Below are 20,114 nucleotides of genomic sequence, written 5' to 3' on the forward strand. Positions count from 1 at the left end.
ATTGTCAATATAATTGACAGTTATGTACATTAAGGTGACAGATTTCCTGATATGATCGACTTCATCAGCATGGCAAAGAGAAAAATACGTGAAAAATGGACGCGACACGATTAACCAAACGGCTTGGATTGATACTGCTTACGAGCTGCTGATTGCCTCGGGGGTCAGTGCCGTCAAGATCGTACCGTTAGCAAAGAAGTTAAAGACATCGCGAACCAGTTTTTACTGGTTATTTAAAGATCGCGAAGAGGTGCTTACTGCACTGCTACAGCGATGGGAGCGTCAAAATACACAGGCCGTCATTGAGCAATCGGAGAAATATGCGTCTTCTATCGTGGAAGCCACGCTCAATGTCTTTGATTGTTGGTTTGACCCGGCGGTATTTGATTCTGAGTTTGAGTACGCCATCAGAAGTTGGAGTCTGCAAGATCTCGCGGTTGCCAAGCGAGTTAGCCAGGCCGATAACCTACGCCTGCAAGCACTTCGAGAAATGTTTATTCGCTTTGGCTACGACTCATTGGAAGCCGATACCCGTGCGCGCACGGTTTATTTGATTCAGATTGGCTATATCTCGATGCATACCCAGGAGACCCAAGATACGCGGATCGGCCGAGTGGCTCAGTACATTAATATTTTTACCGGGCAGATGTGCGCCCATGCCGATCTTGAGCGATTTGCTGCGCGGCATAGAGCGAGGTTTACGCCCAAAGAGATGGCGGCACAACAGGAGATGACGGATGAAACCGATATTAACGCTCGGCATTATCGGGGGTAACGGCTGGTTAGGCAGTGCGTTGGGCCGCTCAGTGTTATCTAGCGGACTAATATCACCAAACCAGCTGGTGGTGACGGCCAGTCGAGAGCATAACCGCTATCAGGACTGGCCAGGAGTGATCTGTGTCGAGAGCGCTGACGCACTGCTTGAAGTTGCTGAGGTCGTCGTGGTGTCTGTGAGGCCTGAGCAGTTTTCCCTACTAACGCTTTCACTTGAAAATCGGCTGGTGATTTCGTTAATGGCCAAGGTGCCAATAGTCGCACTGGCTGCGGCAACGGGGAGCAATCGAATCGTGCGTGCCATGCCCAACGCAGCTGCGTCAGTAGGGCGCTCCTATACCCCTTGGTGCGCAATGCCAGGCTTGAGCGCGGAAGATTGCGCTTTCGTTCAGCGCCTGTTTTCTGCCTGTGGCGTAAGCGATGAAGTAGAAGATGAATCGCAAATCGATTATCTGACCGCGTTAACGGGCAGCGGCCCTGCTTTTCCTGCGCTCTTGGCTGATGCTCTGATACAGCATGCAATCACACAAGGAATTTCTCCAACAGTGGCCCAGCGCGGCGTACTGCAAACGCTGTCAGGCGCTAGTCAACTGATGCTGGATGAGAACGCGTCGCCTGCCGACATGGTGGCCCGCTTTTTAGATTATGGCGGAACCACTACTGAAGGGTTAAATGCCATGCTGCAGCATGGTTTCCGCGATGCGGTACAGGAAGGGATGAAGGCCGCCTACGGTGCAGTTAAGTGTTGACCAAATGACGCCTATAACAATAAACGCTTTAGCAAATGCCTAGCCATAAAACGCTTTCGACACGCTATAAAAAAGAAGAGATTATGAACCTCAACAGCAGCAATAAATTTCAGATAGTGGATTTTTCTTCAGGGCAACAGACTCAACGGCGATGGGGTTTATAGAAACTGAGGCTCAATGACGTCGCTCATGAATCACAAACCGCAGCGCTCTCTGGCCATTCCTTTTGGTTCGCTTAATATATATTATGTTAAATATAGTGTGCTGTTCATTATAGCTCATAGGATTTTGTCATGAATAACATCTTATTCGTTCATGCCAGCCCGCATGGTAAGTATGCGTTAGGCTATCGTCTGGCTGAAAAGATTCTGGCAGAGGAAATGCTCATAAATTCCAGAGTGAGTTTAATCGAACGTGATTTGCTAACCGCCCCTCTGTCGCCTCTGACCCACCGCTACGCCTCTGCGCTCGTTAGCTATAACATCGGCGACAGCCCCAATGCTGACCTGACAGAGTCAGAGCAAATGATTAGTGAGCTCGAGCAGAGTGATCGCTTGTTAATCGCAATGCCGATGCACAACTTCAGCGTACCGGCTGCGCTGAAACTTTGGATAGACCATGTGGTACGTATTAACCGTACGTTTATCGCCTCGGTTGAGGGCAAGCAGGGATTATTGCAAGATCGTCCGACCACCATTCTGGTGAGCGCTGGCGGCATCTTACAGGGAGGTAATCCGCAACCGGATTTTCTGACGCCTTACCTCACGCTTATTCTCAACACTATCGGCATTCAGGATATTCGCTTTGTGTATCTGCAGGGTTTAGCGTTTGGTGAGCCCGCTATCACTCAAGCATGGCATCAGGCGCAGGCCGCGCTGGTCGAGGTTGGCGTACTGACTAACCCGCTGCCATAACGTAAAGCCAGCTACTAGGATCGATGGCGAGCGACAAGTTCCGCCAACTGCTGATAACCCTCTTCGAGTGCAGGACTCGATAGATTGGTCACGCCCAAGAGCAACCCTTTGCGTGCTTTGGTTTGCGTGGCATACCAGGGTGACAGCGGTGCCGGTGCTAAGTTAAAGGCCTTCGCAGCCTCGGCAATAGCAACGTCGTCAACATCATCATCCAGGCTGAGCAACAGTGACAGGCCCGCTATATTCTTGGCTGAAACTGATGCGCTCATGAGCGCAAGCAGCGCATTCCGGCGCTGTATATACAAACGCTTCATACGCCGAATATGGCGTAAGTAATGGCCATCGCGCAGAAACTCCGCCACGGCGAGTTGGCTAGGCAGTCCAGACGCTGGCGATAAAGCGGCCGCCGTATCGCCAGCGCGCTCTGACAAGCTGGCCGGCACTACCATAAAACCTAGCCGCAAGCGTGGGCTGATGGTTTTACTGAACGTACCGATGTGGATCACCCTACCGTTTCGATCCAGCGAAGCCAGTGCCGGTGTTGCTTGGCCGCTTAGCTGCAGCTCGCTTAGATAATCATCTTCGATGATCCAGCCAGCCTTTTCTTGTGCCCATATTAGCAGTGCTTGGCGCCGGTCCAGCGACAGCTGTACACCCAAGGGGGCTTGCTGGCTTGGCGTCACAATCGCCAAACGGGCATCTGCTGCCAGCGCTATCCCTTGCTCAACACAAATCCCCTGATCATCCACTGGAACGGGAGCCGGGATATATCCTGCTAGCGATAAGGCGTGCCACGTCAGTGGATAGCCGGGGTTCTCAACCCACACTTGGCGTGAATCCAGTCGCAGCAAGTGCAATGCCAGGCCCAGCGCACCCGCATAACCATTGGTAATGATAATTTGGTCGGCAGAGCAGAGCAGTCCGCGGGAGACGGCTAGATAGGCAGCAATTTCTTTGCGTAAGACGTGCTCTCCGCGCGGGTCTGGATAACGTAGTGGCTCAGCCACCGCTTGTCGCGTACAGCGCAGCATGATGCGTGACCAATGCTTAAAGGGAAACCCGTCTTGTGCTGGCACGCCCACTTGAAACAGCTTGGGCGCGCTATCCAGATCCTGATAAAGCTCAGGCAGCGGCAAGCGCGAAGTCGCAGCGGTCACTTGTGGCGCCAAGGGGAGTACGGCGCTAACAAAAGTGCCGGCGGCCCCCTTTGAAAGGACGAGCTGATCATCGCTTAGCCGATCATAAGCCGTTTTAATGGTGCCTCGCGAAACGCCTAACTGCGCCGCAAGATCACGCCATGAAGGCAGCCGCGCGCCCTCATACAAATACCCCTGGCGAATGGCGTCAGCGATGCTTAAACGTATTTGCTCTGAAAGAGATTGCTCGCCTTGGCGATCAAGTGAAAAGCGAAGTATGCCCATAACGCCATGGTACATAAAAATCCGTCATTCTTGGTGCTTTTTTTAGACCATGGCGTCGCTCACAATCATATTACTTTTATCGGCCTGAACCTTTTCACTCATTCTTTAAATGAGCCCAGAACGACTGAACCCGACCCGGACAATTTGCCAAAAGGATCAAACCAATGCGGATAATAAACATGAAACTTTCCGTTGCGATACTGCTCGCCCTGTTGGTGGGCTATATGGGCTCAGTGCAAGCAGGCGATCAACAAACAACCGATCAAGTCTATGATCAGGATGCCGATGGCGAGCAGCGTGCCAAAACCGCTGGTGAGTCGCTAATAGGTCAACCTGGGCCCGAGCTGAGCGTTACCACGCTGGATGGTGACATCATTGATCTCAGCGCACTGTATGGCGTCAAGCCGGTGTATATTAAGTTCTGGGCAACCTGGTGTGTGCCCTGCCGTCAGCAAATGCCAGGATTTCAGGCATTCCAGGAAGCGCATGGTGATGACATTCAGGTCATCGCCGTGAACACCGGTTACGCTGACACCGAAGCGTCCGCACGTGAGTGCCGCGAGGAAATGGGTCTGACCATGCCTATCACGATAGATGATGGCACGCTGGCCGAAGCACTGAATCTGCGAGTCACCCCGCAGCACGTACTGATTGATCGCAGTGGTCACATCACTCACATTGGCCATCGTGACGATAAGGTATTGGAAGAGGCGCTACAGGCATTGCTGGAACCCACTGATCCAAGCTCAGCAACGACCGAAGGCGTTGCCGTCGGGGATATCGATGCCAGCGCCTTAACGGTGGGCGATACGGTTACGAACCTTAACGTCACAACGCGTGACGGCGATGCCATCGACCTATCCCAAGCAACGTCAGACAAGCCACTGGGTGTGGTGTTCTTTGCCACGTGGTGTGAGTCCTATCTTGCCGAGAGCCAGCCGGACACAGCCACCGCTTGCCAACGCGTACGCGAAACCGTCAACCAGCTGAGCGAAGATAACAACGTACAGTGGGTGGGCATTATTTCTGGCCTTTGGACCAAAGAGTCCGATGTCGAAAGCTATCTCGAGTCCACTGAGACGGCCATTCCCGTGCTGCTCGACGCAGACGGCGAGATACACCGTAGCTTCGGCATTCAACAGATACCAACCGTTGTGCTAATTGATGCCGACGGCAAGATAGCTGAAAAGCTTGGGCCACAAGACACCGCCTTAGCCGAAGCTGTCAAGCGTGTCAGCCAATAGCCCACCGCCATTTCGCGCAGGCCACGGCGCGGTATACCCTTTAATGGAGCCGCCCGTATCAAGCGGGCTGATAGCCAATGCCCCTATTCCTTTACCGCTACTGTGCCCTCTTTTGCCTGGTTTTAATGTTGACTCCTCAAGTCGGCGCAGCCCAAGGGTTTCCCGGCACCTCGGGCGAAGTGCTGATCAAGAGCAGCTTGGTCGCGGAAACGGATCAACCCGCTGCCGGTGCCTCTAGCACGTTAGCCGTTTTCATGGAGCCGCAATCCGGCTGGCATGGGTATTGGAAACAGCCGGGCAGTATTGGCCTGGCACCGCAGTTCGACTGGCAATTGCCGGATGGTGTCAGCGTGGGCGATGCCGCCTATCCGGTCCCACATACGCTGATGACCGGCGACCTGATGAATCATGTCTTTGAGCATCCTTACGCGCTATTGCTCCCTGTTGAAATAGATGCTTCGGTGGCGCCGGGGACCTCTCTACCAATCTCCGTCGTTTTCAACTACCTTGCTTGCCGCGCTGACGCCTGCGTTCCTGAACAATCAACGCTTGCCATTACGCTCACCGCAGGCGATGGCCACATTACGGATGAGCGCAAAGCGCGCTTCGATAAATGGCGCCAAGCACAACCCAGGCCTCTAGGCTCATCGGCCAGCTTCATGACGACCGACGATAGTCATTTACGTGTCAGCATCCCCCTTCCCGCTAGCGTGGCTCTGAACAATCCACACTTATTTGTTGCCACCGACAGCATAGTGGATCCCGCTTCTGAGCAGATATTCAGCCGTGAAGGCGATACGCTGATGGTAGAAACCAATCTGTCAAAATCCTGGCCAGCAGGGAGTCCGCCTGAGGGGTTTGAGGCGCTACTGTCATTGGGCACCGGCACCGGCATCGGCCTGGCATTCGTTGGTCATAGTGATAGCACGCCCGTGGCAAGTTCAGCCGCCGGCGTACAACGTAGCTCTACTTTACTACTGACAGCATTTTTCGGTGCCCTGCTAGGCGGTGTTCTGCTCAATATCATGCCCTGCGTTTTCCCGATCCTCAGCCTCAAAGTGCTTAGCCTTGCGCGTCTATCCGGTGGCGAGCGCGAAGCCCGGCGCGAGGCGTTAGCCTATACCGCCGGAGTGGTTGTCGTTTGCTTGATACTTGGCGCGGCCATTATTGCCCTGCGCGCAGCCGGCATTCACGTTGGCTGGGCATTTCAACTGCAAGACCCTCGGGTCATCGTGGTGCTGGCACTATTGACCGCAGCCATCGGTTTTAATCTGGCAGGCCTTTTTGAGCTGGGCTCCATCAATGCCGGTGGCAAGCTAGCAAGCCAGGACGGCGTCGCCGGTGCATTCTGGACAGGTGTACTGGCCGCCTTCGTCGCAACGCCCTGCTCCGGCCCCTTTATGGCCACGGCTCTTGGCGCAGCCTTGGTACTCCCCACGTTTGCCGCGCTGACAGTTTTCGCAGGTCTGGGCCTGGGCATTGCCCTGCCTTTTCTACTACTTGGTTTCGTGCCGATGCTGCGTCGTCGCCTTCCACGGCCTGGCCCTTGGCTTGCAAGTTTCCGGCATATCATGGCCATCCCCATGTTCCTAACCGCTTTAGCCTTGGCTTGGGTGCTTGGTCGCCAGCTCAATAACAACGGCATGATTGCGAGTCTCGCTCTGATCATGCTGCTGGCGATAGGGCTTTGGTTCACCGGACTGCGCCAACGAAATGCCAAGCGATTAAGCTGGCTTCCGGCAGTACTAGCAGCCGGGCTCGCGTTGACGGGAAGCATCCTCGTCCCTGGCTCCTTTGCCCAGCAAGATGAAGAGAGCAATGCGCTCACTCATATAGCTGAAAAACGCTCGCTCGACTTCGACGCGGGCCGTTTGGCCGAGCTTCGGCAACAAGAACACGCCATCTTCGTCTACTTTTCCGCAGACTGGTGCGTCACTTGTAAGATTAACGAACAGCGGGCCATCGATATACCCAGCACGCAGCAGGCATTTGAACAGGCGGATGTGATCACAATGAAGGGCGACTGGACCAATGGCGACCCCGCCATCACCGCTTTTTTGGAGCAGCATGGCCGCTCAGGAGTGCCTCTCTACTTATGGTACGGCCCAGGCGATACAGAGGCTGAAATTCTGTCACAGATTCTTGCGCCTAATGTTTTACCTGCGTTAGCAAGCAAATCTGGTTAACTCAGTCTCGTATCTGGCATAGTCGGTGGCGACGCCGACTCCTATAAGGCTTGGGATGAACAGCGCGTCTTTTCAAAAGAAAAAGCGCGCTGTTTGACGGGTAATTCTCGGTCACGCTAGCGGCCTCTAACGCAGTGCTATAATATCCACCGCCGGTTCACGCGGTGGCACATATTCAGCCATATGAACAAGCTTCATGGGTCGGCATATCTCTGATTCTGTTAATAACCTCGCTCTCTTGGGCCTCCTTGCTTCGATCAGATTCATGAGCTGTAGTCACTGCGCATAAGACACCCTAAGTAAAGTAGGTGTTGGAAAAACCTCAATGGCGTTGGACACTAGTCCCCCTTCTCCTTATCATCCTTCCACTTATTGTCCAAGGATATCACTCGTTATGCGCCCAGGTGTTTTGTGGCTAGTAGCTGGCTTGTCGCTCTCAATCGCAGGCTGTGCAGCAACCCAGCCGGAACCTAGTGGCCCGCCGCCGTTAAGTGAGGCGTCATTCAATTCACGTATCCTTGAGCTAGAAAGCCAGCTGATGCAGCAATGCGATGCTCGCTCTGAGCTACAGTCGCGTCAACTTGATGAGCAGCAGGTTTTAACCGCGGATGTGCGTGAAGTGGGCAGCCTTCTGCGCTACCTGCGCCAAGACGTACAGCAGTTGGAAGCACGCGATGACGAGCCCGTCATCATTCGCGAAGAATGTGAAGTCGATGAAAGCCTAACCACCAAAACGCTGCTGGGTCGCAGCGAATGGGTGGGTTTGCCCAGCATGGGGACTTATCTTAAAGCGCGGGTGGATTCCGGTGCTAATACGTCATCTTTGTCTGCATCCGATATCACGCGGTTTGAGCGCGATGGTGAAGACTGGGTACGTTTCAAACTGGCGCTCAATGAGGACGATATTGCCGTTGAAGCTCAGCGAGATGAATGGATTGAAGCGCCGATAGTTCGTCGAGTGCGCATTGTTCAAGCCTCTGGCGAAGAGTCACGCCCGGTTATCTCATTATTAATGACGCTGGGCCCGATACGTGAAAACGTTGATTTTACCCTCAATGATCGAACGCACCTTGATTATCCTGTGCTGCTTGGTCGGCGATTCTTGATGGATATCGCTTTGATCGATGTGGCCGATACGTTCTTGCACGATCGACCTGAGTTTCCAGGTGGCGAGTCACCCGATCAAGCTGCTGAAGATGAAGCGGTTGATGAAGACGACACCGAAGAGTAACTGATCTCCCTGGCGCTTTACCCTGAAAGGAATCTGCATGTCCCGGTTAATGTTTTATATTATTGTCGGCTTTTTATTGGTTGTTGGTATTGCGTCCAGCGTGCATCGCCATGTGCAGTTCGAAATCCCCTGGCTACCGGGTGAACAGCGCCAGGTATGGGAAATTGAGGCGGGCATTACCTTCAACGCTCAGAATGGGCCTGTGCAGGTCGATATGGCGCTGCCTTCCCATCAAGCAGGCTATCGAGTGTTAACCGAAAACACGGCTTCCTCAGGATACGGTCTTGCTTATCAGGCCGATGAGTTAGGTCGCACGGCACAGTGGACTATCCGTAACGCTGCGGGTAGCCAGCAGCTGTATTACTCGGTCCAGATGCTCGTATCTCAAGACGCACGCTCTCCGATCCAAACACCGCCCACATTAACTGCCGCCACGCCATGGGAAAGCCCCTATGATTCCGCTGCTAGCCAGCTAATTGAACAGGCCTGGGCGCGCAGCGCTAATAACGCTACCTTTGCACGTGAGCTTATTCGTGATCTTAACGGCGAACGTCAGGAAGAAAGTGCGCGGTTGCTGCTGTCACAAGAAGCCCCTGCAGCCCTGGTAGTACGCCTGCTTAATCAGTCCGGCGTATTAGCCCGTGAAGTCAGCGGTCTTATATTGGAGGACGGCCGTCGCCGTCAAACGCTAAGCAGCTGGATCCAAGTCTTTGCCGATGACGGCGAGCAATGGTCTATCTTCAATCCCGCTACCGGCGAGCAAGGCAAGCCTGATAACCTGCTGCTTTGGGAAACAGGCGGCCGAGCGGTGCTTGAAGTTCAAGGCGGCACGAATTCTCGGGTTTCATTCTCAATGATGACCCATGATCAGCCTGCATCCGCTGCGGTGCGTAATCATTACTCTGACGATACGCTGCTGAATTTCTCTATCCATAGCCTGCCATTAGAAGAGCAGGCGCTATTCCAGACTATCTTGCTTATCCCGATTGGTGCATTGATGGTGGTATTGTTGAGAGTGCTTGTGGGTCTTAAAACATCCGGTACCTTCATGCCGGTACTGATTGCCCTCGCTTTCATTCAAATCTCTCTTACCACTGGATTGATCGGCTTTTTGCTGATCGTTGCCATGGGCCTTATTATTCGTAACTACCTGTCCTATCTTAATTTACTGTTGGTAGCTAGGGTGTCGGCGGTCATCATTACGGTCATTGCGATTATCTCGATCTTTACCGTATTGGCCTACCGTATGGGGCTCAGCGCAGGGCTTACCATCACCTTCTTCCCGATGATTATTCTCGCTTGGACTATCGAGCGCATGTCGATTTTATGGGAGGAAGAAGGTCCAAAGCAGGTGTTAATTCAAGGTGGCGGTAGCTTGGTAACGGCTGTCCTTGCTTACTTGGCGATGAACAATCCTTGGGTACGCCATATCACGTTCAACTTCTTAGGTGTGCAGTTGATACTGATGGCACTGATTCTATTGCTGGGTAATTACACCGGTTATCGTTTGTTAGAGCTGCGCCGCTTTAAGCCAATCACTGACGACGAGAAGCTTTCATGAGTTGGTTGAAAAACTGGACCTGGCCAACGCGCCTGCGCGATAAAGGTATTATCGGTATGAATCGGCGCAATATTCGCTATATTGGCCGCTATAACCGTCGTCGCCTTTATCCGCTTGTCGATGACAAGCTCAAGACTAAGCTGTTGGCTCAGCAGTATGGAATAACCACGCCAGAACTGATCGGTACTGTGACCACTCAGTTTGGCGTGAAGCACATTAGTGAAATGTTGGCTGGGCACGGCGGGTTTGTCATCAAGCCTGCCAAAGGCAGCGGCGGTAAAGGCATACTGGTAATTGAGCATGTTGATGAAGACGGTTTCATCAAGCCCAGCGGTATGCGCCAGTCCATTACCGATATTGAGCGTCATGTCTCGAACATTCTCTCTGGCCTCTATTCACTGGGCGGCTCGCCTGATGTGGCCTTGATTGAAACGCTGATTAACTTCGATGAAAGCTTGATGGACTACACTTATGAAGGCGTGCCCGATATACGGGTGATTGTCTTCAAAGGCTATCCGGTGATGGCGATGATGCGCCTTTCTACTGCGGCATCCGATGGCAAAGCGAACCTCCACCAAGGTGCGGTGGGTGTTGGCTTAAACATTGCCACTGGCGCTGCACTGCGTGCCGTTCAATTTGATATGCCTTGTTTTAGCCATCCGGATACGGGGCACGACTTAGCAAGCTTAGTGGTTCCTCAGTGGGATACGTTGCTTCATTTAGCGGCAGGCTGTTATGAGATGACGGGACTAGGCTATCTAGGTACTGACATGGTGTTGGATCGCGAGCATGGTCCGATGCTGCTTGAGCTTAACGCTCGCCCTGGTCTTGCCATTCAAATGACCAATGGCGAAGGTTTGCGCCGCCGGCTTGATCTTATTGAGCAGCAGCCAGACAATGTGCCGACTATTGAGCGCGTGGCCTTTGCACAACATCATTTTGCGCGCCAGAGCGAATTAGTCGAAAGCAAAGACACCTCGTCTGCGAATGCGTAAACTAGGTCTATAAAAACTAGGTCTATAAACATTAGGTTCTAGTCGAAATTTGCGCTGTCAGCGTTCACTGAGTTGCCCATGACCCAAGCGAATACATTACTGCAGCAGGCTGAATCTCAGTGCCATATCCGTGGCGTGCGATTTACTCCCATTCGTCGGCGAGTATTGGAGTTAATTGCTGAAAATGGCGGTGGGCTGAAAGCTTATGATTTGCTTGATAAGCTTTCCACTGAGCATGCCGCGGCTCGACCGCCGACGGTTTATCGTGCCTTGGAGTTCTTGATTGATCAGGGGCTTGTCCACCGCATTGAATCTTTGAATGCCTACGTAGCCTGTGCCTGTCCTGAGCATGCTCACGGTTTTCAACTGCTGATCTGTCGTCAATGTGGCTATGTCGAAGAGCTGCATTTAGATGAAATCAGCGAGCAGCTCGTCGCGCTTGCTCAGCGGCAAGGCTTTAAGATCGAGCGCCAAACTATTGAACTACAGGGGCTTTGTCAGCGCTGTCGAGCCACTTCTTAATCGAATTGCTAGTGAGTATATTCAATGTCCCGTTTTGATCAGGTTGCGCCAAATACTCTCTTTAAGCAGTTAGAGGGAGCGTCACCTGACGATAGCCTACCTTCTGTTGCCGCCCTCCTCGCCGCTGTCAAATTCAATACTGATGGTTTGATTCCTGCCATTGCGCAGCAGCATGATTCAAAAGAAGTATTGATGATGGCCTGGATGAATCGCGCGGCATTAGAGGAGACGCTCTCGACTCATCGCGTTTGTTATTTCTCGCGCTCGCGGCAAACACTGTGGCGTAAAGGCGAGTCATCGGGTCAGCAGCAGCAGTTAGTATCCGCAGCACTGGATTGCGATGCTGACACACTCCTTCTGTACGTCGATCAAACGGGGCCTGCCTGCCACACCGGTCGTCGCAGCTGCTTCTATATTGCGATAGATAAAAATCAGGCCGTAATTACCAGTACGCCGTTAATTGACCCTGATCAACTGTACGGTAAAAAACACGAGTCTTAGCAATGGCAAGCTGGAAATCAGCACTGCGATCAGGCCCGCGCTGGGCGTTAATGAAAGTAATGATTGGCTTGGTGAGAGTCTATCAGTATACGCTTAGCCCGCTACTAGGCCCTCGCTGCCGTTTCTGGCCTAGCTGCTCATCTTACACAATTGAGGCTATTCAGGTGCACGGCCCCCTTGCCGGCGGCTGGATGGCAATTAAGCGTATCGTTAAATGCCATCCTGGCCACGCAGGCGGCATGGACCCTGTTCCTGGGGGGCGAAGTGAGCAACTTTGCCGCGAGGACGATGACTCATGCTGTGAGCACCCTCCCCGCTAAGCAATTCTTCTTACAGCTATTTTTGCTGCGCAACCAGATAAATTCTTTCTAGCATGGAGTGCAAGCCATTGCTGCGCGTGGGCGAAAGATGTTTATCCAACCCTAAGTCGGCCAAAAAGTGAGGCTCAGTAGCGCGAATTTCAGCCGCCGTTCGTTCACTGTAAATGCGCAGCAGTATCGCAATAAGGCCAGAGACAATGGCGGCATCCGACGTTGCTTTGAAAATCAGCTTATCGCCCTGCTCTTCATGGCGCATCCATACATTTGACTGGCAGCCTTGTATTTTAAGCTCCTCGATTTTCCATTCATCAGGGAAGTCAGTTAGCTGCTTGCCCATATCGATAATGTATTGATAGCGATCCATCCAATTATCGAATATCTCGAAATCTTCAATCAGCTCTTGCTGGGCCAACTCGGCGCTGGAAGTGCTCATGGTATGTCCTTCTAAATAGGGATTGCCTGCTTAAATGCTCTCATTTAGAGATTATCAACCTGCTTATTATAACGACTCAGCGGCGGCTTGAGGGAGTCATTGGTATCTGAATTACCGTGCGGGTGCGGTAATCGATGCCGTTGCTGCTCGCGATGCCACTCGTTGTCTTCACTATGCAAATAGCGTGAGGTTGTTTCTAAGCGAGCGTGGCGGGCGCTTTCCGCTAAATGCCTTAGGCTAATACCTGACTGGGCTTGGTGAGTGATAGAGGTATGTCGTAACCAGTGTGGTGTCGCCCGGCGCAGTGCGGCAACGTGCACAGGCTCGCCACCTTGATCTTCAAGCGCATCCGCCGCCTTTTGGAACGTGGCGCGAATCAGGCGATAAAGCTGGTTGTGGCCAAGGCCGCGTTGCCCATCCAGTGAGCGCAGCACCGGTGCTACAGCTTCCAGCTCGCTAGTCTGCTCAGGCAAGCCAATCGCTTGGCGCCATTGGTGCAGGCATGCCCGCATGTCATCAGGTAGCGGGATGCGCGCTACTTTGTTGCCTTTACCCACCACGGACCACCACCAGCGCCCTTCGCTGCGTTGAAAATCACCCATGCGGGCATCGGCCATTTCACTAATGCGTGGTGCAAGTAAATAGGCAAAGCCAAATATGAACTTTTGTCTTGCCTGTTCAAAATGAATGCGGCTATTTTTGCCGTTCTCTAACGGTATGTTCAGCCAGTGCCATAGCCACGCCCATAGCTCGCTTTCCAAATAGCGCTCAATGCGCGGGGTCTGATTGTTCAAGCGTCTTGATTTGTCGCGCATCAAGCGAAACGGGTTATGGCTAACCCAGCCTGCTTCCACCAGCCAGCTAAACATTCCTTGCAGTATGACTAAACTCTGGCGCCGGCTAGGTGGTGATAGCGGGCCGCGAAACGGGCGCCATGCTGGGTGCACGCGTGGCTTTGAAGGGCCAACCCACTGTTCGCTGGGCTGAGGATCGGCAAGAAATGCTTCAAAACGATGTAGCGTTTCACGATTTATATCAGGCAGCGTGAGCCCTTGGCTGCTTAACCAAAGCAATAGCCGCTCAGATTCACGCCGATACGCCTTAAACGTTTGGCTGCTATCTTCGTATTCCTTAAGCCATGCCATGACTGCCTGGGCATCATTTTTAGCAGCAATCCTGCCGCCAGCAGGCTCAGCTGTTAACACTTTGTTAAGCGTTATAAATTCTGCTTCGGCAAGAGGCTGTCTATCTGGCATTGAATAATCCCCTTCTCTTTGGCTATGCAATTGCTAGATGACTATGGGCAAAGTCTGCATCTATCGGTGTATAAATTCAAGATAATACGTGTAATCTTGAATTTATACACCGATAAATAAATAATATTACGTAAAATGTAATATGTAATAATTGCCTTTTATGTAAATTATCACGACAATAGGAATACGAATTTAGCTAAAAAGGAAAGCTCGATGGCCCGCAACGGCATTCAGTACAGCGATGTGCAGCAAGCCATAGATGTGCTGCTGACGCGTGGCGACAATCCCAGCGTACAGCGCATCCGCGATGTCTTAGGCACGGGTAGCTTTACGACAATTAGTGAGCACTTCAGGCTATGGCGCAACGAGCGCGAACAAAATCGCGATGTTCCCCCGCCCAAGGGCGTACCCGAAGCTGTGGTGACGGCGGCTAGTCAGCTATGGCAAGAAGCTCAAGAAGCCGCAAATCAAGCGCTAGTGCATTACCGCGAAGAAGCCAACCGACAGGTAGAGGCCGCGCAGCAGGCAGAACAAGAAGCCGGTCGACAAGCGGCGGATGCCGAGCAGCGTGAAAGCGCCCTCGCAGAACATCTACGTCACGTTGAGCAGCGCATGGAAGCGCTCAATCGTGAGTTGGCGGCCAGTCAGACAAACGAGCATCACTGGCAACAGCTAGCCCAAGCGGCGCGAGGTGAAGGCGTTCAGCTAAAACAAGCGCATCAGCAATTGGTGGTGCAGGCAGAAGAGAATGCGCATGCTCAGGCGGACGAGCTTAACCAGCAGCGTTCAGCCGCAGAGCAGCGTCTTGGACAAGAAGAGCAGCGCCACGAAGCCGCTGAGGACAGGCTTATGGCGATGCTAGATGCGGCACAGCAAACACGTACCCAGGAGGAAAAGGCGTTTCAAAAACGCCTTGCTCAGAGCCAGCAACGTATAGAGGCGCTAAGCGAAGAATTAAACGTTAAGCAGCAGGCCCTTCACCAAACGCAGCTAGATGCCGGTGAGCGAGAACAGCAGGTGAGCGAGCATGAGCAGCAAATCACCACGCTAACGAAGCAGCACCAAGCGTTAACGGAGCAGCTAAACCAGGCTCAAACAGCACTAAAGCAGCAGGCCCAGCAGCATGCGCAGAACGAGGCCGTGCTCCAACAAGAGTGGCAAGAAAAGCTTTGGAGCCGGATGGAGGCGTTACAGCAACAACTAACGGAGTTGCCAGCATCGCTTGCTGATAAAACGCCTCAATCAGGGTTACCAGAACGCTGATAGGCCATTTTGCTCCCATGCTCACGAAAACACCCAGCACAGGGGCTGGGTGTTTTGCTCAACAACGATAGATTATCAATAAATCAATGACAGCGGCTTCAGCCTATTGCTGCCATATTACTGATAATAGGCGTTGGTGGTATCAGAGTGGTCGGTGACGTCGCGGATGCCGGCAAGCTCCGGAATGCGCTCCATCAAGGTTTTCTCCACCCCATCTTTCAGCGTTAAATCAACCGCTGAGCAGCCCTGGCAGCCGCCGCCGAAAGCTAAGACCGCGTATTGCTGCTCGGTTAGCTCTATTAACTTTATCTCACCACCGTGTGCTGCCAGGCCGGGATTAATCTCGCTGTAAAGAACGTAGTTAATACGGTCTTCAAGCGGACTATCTGCGTTAACCTTGGGCATTTTGGCGTTCGGTGCTTTGATCGTCAGCTGGCCGCCCATGCGGTCCGCGTTAAAATCGACGACCGCCTCTTCCAGAAAGGCCAGGCTGTTCTTATCGAGAAAAACGTTTATTTTCGCGAGTTCCAGCGTGACATCGGTGGGTTCTTCTTCACCGGGGCGGCAGTAAGCCAGGCAGGTTTCCGCGTACGGCGTGCCCGGCTGGGTAATGAAGATGCGTACTGCAATACCTTCTACGTTTTGCTTTTCAAGCAACTCGGAGAGATATTCCTGAGCACTATCAGTGATATCGATACCTTGAGTATCGACGCTGGTGTTTTTTTCGCTAGTCGTGGTCATGAGGGGTGTCTTCCTCCCGTGGTAGTGGCTAAGCCTAATGACTGAACCACTTCACATGTCATTTGTTACTATGGTAAGCAAAACACCGCTCTGACACAATCCCGAGTAATTTAGTAGGCTATTTAAAAGACTACTTTTGTCGGTAGATGATCACCTGTCTGTCCCACCGGCATTGTCTGGCGGCTCCTAGAGGGGCCTTTTGTACTGCCTTTTGTTATCATTATGCGCCGCTTAACCACTGATGCTGCTTTTCCGACGATAACAACATCCCCTTTGACGACTGTGACGCTGGAGAATTCCCCCTGCCATGGCTGATAGTGCTTTGATCGCAACCCTCACGCAGCGCCTTACCCAACGCATCCTGATTCTGGACGGCGGCATGGGTACCATGCTGCAGAATGCCTCGCTGAGTGAGGAAGATTTTCGTGGAGAACGATTCAGCGATTGGCCCTCGGATCTCAAAGGCAATAACGATTTACTAGCGCTCACCTGCCCCGATTTAGTCACGCGAATTCATCGCGACTATCTTGAGGCCGGTGCTGATATTATTGAGACCAATACGTTCAACAGTACCCAGCTGTCACAATCTGATTACGGTATGGAAGCGCTGGTCGTAGAGCTTAACTACGAATCGGCACGCCTGGCGCGCCAGGTCTGCGATGCGGTCGCGGCTGAAACCGGCGTGCCCCGCTATGTTGCTGGCGTGCTAGGCCCTACGTCGCGCACGGCTTCTCTATCGCCAGATGTTAATGATCCCGCCAAGCGCAACGTAACCTTTGATGCGCTGCGCGAAAATTACTATGAGGCTGCTGAAGCACTTATTGCCGGCGGCGCTGACCTGATTATGATCGAAACGATCTTCGATACACTCAACGCAAAAGCGGCCATTTATGCGCTCGAAGAGCTATTCGATGATCGTGGTGAAAGACTGCCAGTGATGATTTCGGGCACCATCACAGACGCCTCTGGGCGCACGCTTTCGGGCCAAACCACCGAAGCGTTTTGGAACTCGGTGCGCCACGCTCAGCCGCTTTCCGTAGGACTAAACTGCGCGCTAGGTGCTGAGGAGCTGCGCCCTTATGTGGAGGAACTCTCCAAGAAGGCCGATACCTTCGTTTCGGCGCACCCCAATGCTGGGCTTCCCAACGAGTTTGGCGAGTATGATCAGACGGCTGAGGAGATGTCTGAGATTGTCAGTGAGTTCGCTGCCAGCGGCATGGTCAACATCATTGGCGGCTGCTGCGGTTCAACGCCAGACCATATTCGCGCCATTGCCGACTCCGTACGCCATATGGCGCCCCGCGTTGTTCCCGAGCTTAGCCATGCCTGCCGTTTATCAGGGCTTGAGCCGTTCAATATTCAAGCCGACTCGTTATTCGTTAACGTTGGCGAGCGTACTAACGTCACCGGTTCGGCACGTTTTAAGCGGTTGATTGTTGAAGAAGATTTTACCACGGCGTTAGAAGTCGCCCTTGAGCAGGTAGAGAACGGCGCTCAGGTGATTGATATCAACATGGACGAGGGCATGCTTGAATCTAAGGAAGCCATGGAGCGCTTTCTTAATCTAATTGCCGGTGAACCCGATATCGCCCGTGTGCCTATTATGATCGACTCCTCCAAGTGGGAGATCATCGAAGCAGGCCTGAAGTGCGTCCAAGGCAAGGCGGTCGTTAACTCCATTTCATTAAAAGAGGGAGAGGCCGCCTTCCGCGAACAGGCGACCAAATGCCGGCGTTTTGGCGCTGCTATCGTGGTAATGGCCTTTGATGAAGAAGGCCAGGCGGATACTTTTGCGCGTAAAACGGAAATTTGTCAGCGTGCCTATCGTTTACTGGTGGATGAGATTGGCTTCCCTGCTGAAGACATTATTTTTGATCCTAATATTTTTGCGATCGCGACAGGTATTGAAGAGCACAATAACTACGCGGTCGACTTTATTGAAGCTACTCAATGGATTCGTGACAACCTGCCCCACGCCATGATTTCAGGCGGCGTTTCCAACGTCTCGTTCTCGTTTCGCGGCAATAATGCGGTGCGCGAAGCGATTCACTCGGCGTTTCTCTATCATGCGATCCGCGCGGGTCTCAGCATGGGCATCGTCAATGCGGGCCAGCTAGCCGTTTACGACGACTTGCCTGCAGAGCTGCGCGATGCGGTTGAAGATGTGGTGTTAAACCGCCGCAGCGACGGTACTGAGCGCCTGCTCGATATTGCCGATAAGTTTAAAGGGGACGGTAGCGGCGGGCCCAAAAAAGAAGACCTTGAATGGCGTAGCTGGCCGGTCAATAAGCGTATTGAACACGCGCTTGTGAAAGGTATTACGGTTTATATAGAAGGCGATGCTGAAGAAGCTCGTAGTCAGGCCGAGCGCCCTATCGAAGTCATCGAAGGTCCGTTAATGGACGGTATGAATGTCGTTGGCGACCTCTTCGGCGACGGGAAAATGTTTTTGCCCCAGGTCGTTAAGTCCGCGCGGGTGATGAAGCAGGCAGTGGCTTATCTGATTCCTTTTATTGAAGCCGAAAAAAGCGAAAAGGTGAAAGCCAAAGGCAAGATCGTGATGGCGACGGTAAAAGGCGATGTTCACGATATTGGCAAAAACATTGTCGGCGTGGTGCTGCAGTGTAATAACTACGAAGTGATTGATCTTGGCGTGATGGTGCCCGCCGATAAAATTTTGCAGGCAGCGAAAGATCATAACGCCGATATTATCGGCCTTTCCGGTCTCATTACGCCGTCGCTGGATGAAATGGTTAGTGTGGCTAAAGAAATGCAGCGACGCGGCATGGATTTACCGCTGCTGATTGGTGGTGCAACGACATCTAAGGCCCACACAGCGGTCAAAATTGAGCCTCAATATGAGCACCCGGTCATTTATGTCACCGATGCCTCGCGCGCAGTAGGCGTCGCGGGGCGGCTGCTCTCTTCTGCTCAAAAGCCCACCTATGTGGCTGAAATTCGCGAAGAGTATGAAAAAGTTCGTGAGCGTAACGCTAAGCGCCGCCCTAAAGCGGCAGACCTCGATTATACCCAAGCACGCAAGCGACGCTTTCGCACTGACTGGAGCAACCATACGCCCGCTCAACCCACGATGGTCGGATTAAAAACATTCGATAACTATGATCTCGAAGAGCTTGTAGCGTTTATCGACTGGACGCCCTTCTTCATGAGCTGGCAGCTCGCGGGTAAGTATCCCAAGATTCTCAATGATGACGTTGTTGGTGAAGCTGCTCGTAACCTGTTTGAAGACGCGAAAAGCATGTTGCGCAAGCTAATCGATGAAAAGCGCGTGCAGGCACGGGGCGTTATCGGGCTTTGGCCTGCCAATAGCGTTGACGATGACGTGATTGAGGTTTATGCCGACGAGTCGCGCAGCGAGGTCGTTGAGCGCCTCCATCATATTCGCCAGCAAACCACAAAAGGCCGCGACGGCATTTGCTACAGCTTGGCTGACTTTATCGCCCCCAAGGAAAGCGGCAAAGCCGACTGGATTGGCGGCTTCGCGGTGACCGCCGGCCACGGTGTCGATGAGCTGTCTAAAGCCTATGGGGCGGCGGGTGACGACTATAACGCGATTATGGTCCAGGCATTAACGGATCGACTCGCAGAAGCTTTTGCCGAACGTATGCATGAGCGTGTACGTAAGGAGTTCTGGGGCTATGTGCCAGAAGAAGTGTTAGATAACGATGCGTTAATTGCTGAGAAATACCAGGGTATTCGCCCTGCTCCCGGCTACCCGGCCTGCCCTGACCATACTGAGAAAGCCACGCTGTTTAGAATGCTCAATGCGACTGAGAATACCGGCCTAGCATTAACTGAAAGCTTTGCTATGTGGCCTGCTGCCGCTGTTGCGGGCTGGTACTTTGCTCATCCGCAGTCCAAGTATTTCTCGACCGGCAAAATCACCCGTGACCAGGTTGAGGCAATCGCTGCCCGTAAGCCCATGCCGCTTGAGGAGATGGAGCGCTGGCTTTCACCGGTGCTTTCCTACGACCCAAGCTGA

General features: G+C 52.8%; 17 protein-coding genes. 13 read left to right on the top strand and 4 right to left on the bottom strand.

The features are described from left to right. Window positions 1–88: 88 nt before the first annotated feature. The 3 genes from ACT3TF_RS11810 (at window position 89) to ACT3TF_RS11820 (ending at window position 2,437) form a co-directional block, all read left to right on the top strand. Window positions 89–775, top strand: a complete 687-nt coding sequence (locus tag ACT3TF_RS11810; protein WP_096280053.1) for a TetR/AcrR family transcriptional regulator — start codon at window positions 89–91, stop codon at window positions 773–775. Beyond that, a complete protein-coding gene (locus ACT3TF_RS11815; RefSeq protein WP_096280051.1) occupies window positions 738–1,523 on the top strand; it encodes a pyrroline-5-carboxylate reductase family protein in 786 nt (261 codons plus the stop codon). Before ACT3TF_RS11810 ends, ACT3TF_RS11815 begins: the two co-directional genes overlap by 38 nt. A gap of 293 nt (window positions 1,524–1,816) precedes the next feature. Further along, entirely contained in the window at window positions 1,817–2,437 is a 621-nt protein-coding gene (locus tag ACT3TF_RS11820; RefSeq protein ID WP_096280049.1) for an FMN-dependent NADH-azoreductase, read from the top strand. Window positions 2,438–2,451: 14 nt separating this feature from the next. Here the strand turns inward: ACT3TF_RS11820 and pdxR are convergent, their stop codons facing one another. Then, the gene (pdxR, locus tag ACT3TF_RS11825) at window positions 2,452–3,873 is read right to left on the bottom strand and encodes a MocR-like pyridoxine biosynthesis transcription factor PdxR (protein WP_444672260.1); all 1,422 of its coding nucleotides are present in this window, start codon (window positions 3,871–3,873) and stop codon (window positions 2,452–2,454) included. Between the two features lie 164 nt (window positions 3,874–4,037). On the opposite strand from pdxR, the gene ACT3TF_RS11830 reads away from it, so the two are divergent. From ACT3TF_RS11830 to yidD, 8 genes are all read left to right on the top strand, one after another. Continuing rightward, the gene (locus ACT3TF_RS11830) at window positions 4,038–5,102 is read left to right on the top strand and encodes a TlpA family protein disulfide reductase (RefSeq protein ID WP_444672261.1); all 1,065 of its coding nucleotides are present in this window, start codon (window positions 4,038–4,040) and stop codon (window positions 5,100–5,102) included. A 125-nt stretch (window positions 5,103–5,227) separates the two neighbouring features. Then, window positions 5,228–7,288 (top strand): protein-disulfide reductase DsbD family protein, encoded by a 2,061-nt coding sequence (locus tag ACT3TF_RS11835; RefSeq protein ID WP_444672262.1) that lies wholly within the window; start codon window positions 5,228–5,230, stop codon window positions 7,286–7,288. 394 nt (window positions 7,289–7,682) lie between these two features. Continuing rightward, window positions 7,683–8,519 carry an ATP-dependent zinc protease family protein gene (locus ACT3TF_RS11840; protein WP_096280044.1) on the top strand — a complete coding sequence of 279 codons (837 nt, stop codon included), beginning with the start codon at window positions 7,683–7,685 and terminating at the stop codon, window positions 8,517–8,519. Between the two features lie 37 nt (window positions 8,520–8,556). Further along, window positions 8,557–10,080: an inactive transglutaminase family protein gene (locus tag ACT3TF_RS11845; protein WP_441683666.1), complete on the top strand. Its 1,524-nt coding sequence runs from the start codon at window positions 8,557–8,559 to the stop codon at window positions 10,078–10,080. Continuing rightward, entirely contained in the window at window positions 10,077–11,075 is a 999-nt protein-coding gene (locus tag ACT3TF_RS11850; RefSeq protein ID WP_096280039.1) for an alpha-L-glutamate ligase-like protein, read from the top strand. Before ACT3TF_RS11845 ends, ACT3TF_RS11850 begins: the two co-directional genes overlap by 4 nt. Window positions 11,076–11,153: 78 nt before the next feature. Continuing rightward, a complete protein-coding gene (locus ACT3TF_RS11855) occupies window positions 11,154–11,597 on the top strand; it encodes a Fur family transcriptional regulator (RefSeq protein WP_096280037.1) in 444 nt (147 codons plus the stop codon). 24 nt (window positions 11,598–11,621) lie between these two features. Further along, window positions 11,622–12,098 carry a phosphoribosyl-AMP cyclohydrolase gene (gene hisI, locus ACT3TF_RS11860; protein ID WP_444625442.1) on the top strand — a complete coding sequence of 159 codons (477 nt, stop codon included), beginning with the start codon at window positions 11,622–11,624 and terminating at the stop codon, window positions 12,096–12,098. A gap of 2 nt (window positions 12,099–12,100) precedes the next feature. Beyond that, window positions 12,101–12,418: a membrane protein insertion efficiency factor YidD gene (gene yidD, locus ACT3TF_RS11865; RefSeq protein WP_193063180.1), complete on the top strand. Its 318-nt coding sequence runs from the start codon at window positions 12,101–12,103 to the stop codon at window positions 12,416–12,418. A gap of 16 nt (window positions 12,419–12,434) precedes the next feature. Here yidD and ACT3TF_RS11870 read toward each other — a convergent pair whose 3' ends face one another. Further along, window positions 12,435–12,851, bottom strand: a complete 417-nt coding sequence (locus ACT3TF_RS11870) for a SufE family protein (RefSeq protein WP_444672263.1) — start codon at window positions 12,849–12,851, stop codon at window positions 12,435–12,437. A gap of 44 nt (window positions 12,852–12,895) precedes the next feature. Then, the gene (locus ACT3TF_RS11875; RefSeq protein WP_444672264.1) at window positions 12,896–14,107 is read right to left on the bottom strand and encodes a tyrosine-type recombinase/integrase; all 1,212 of its coding nucleotides are present in this window, start codon (window positions 14,105–14,107) and stop codon (window positions 12,896–12,898) included. Window positions 14,108–14,320: 213 nt separating this feature from the next. Here ACT3TF_RS11875 and ACT3TF_RS11880 point away from each other — a divergent pair, with 213 nt between their 5' ends. Further along, window positions 14,321–15,370, top strand: a complete 1,050-nt coding sequence (locus tag ACT3TF_RS11880) for a DNA-binding protein (RefSeq protein WP_444672265.1) — start codon at window positions 14,321–14,323, stop codon at window positions 15,368–15,370. A 117-nt stretch (window positions 15,371–15,487) separates the two neighbouring features. Here ACT3TF_RS11880 and nfuA read toward each other — a convergent pair whose 3' ends face one another. Then, window positions 15,488–16,111, bottom strand: coding sequence for a Fe-S biogenesis protein NfuA (gene nfuA, locus ACT3TF_RS11885; RefSeq protein WP_441683657.1), 624 nt, complete (start codon window positions 16,109–16,111; stop codon window positions 15,488–15,490). Window positions 16,112–16,418: 307 nt separating this feature from the next. On the opposite strand from nfuA, the gene metH reads away from it, so the two are divergent. After that, window positions 16,419–20,114 (top strand): methionine synthase, encoded by a 3,696-nt coding sequence (gene metH, locus ACT3TF_RS11890; RefSeq protein WP_444672267.1) that lies wholly within the window; start codon window positions 16,419–16,421, stop codon window positions 20,112–20,114.

The sequence above is a fragment of the Halomonas sp. AOP25-F1-15 genome (assembly GCF_052378675.1).
Classification (GTDB): domain Bacteria; phylum Pseudomonadota; class Gammaproteobacteria; order Pseudomonadales; family Halomonadaceae; genus Vreelandella; species Vreelandella casei.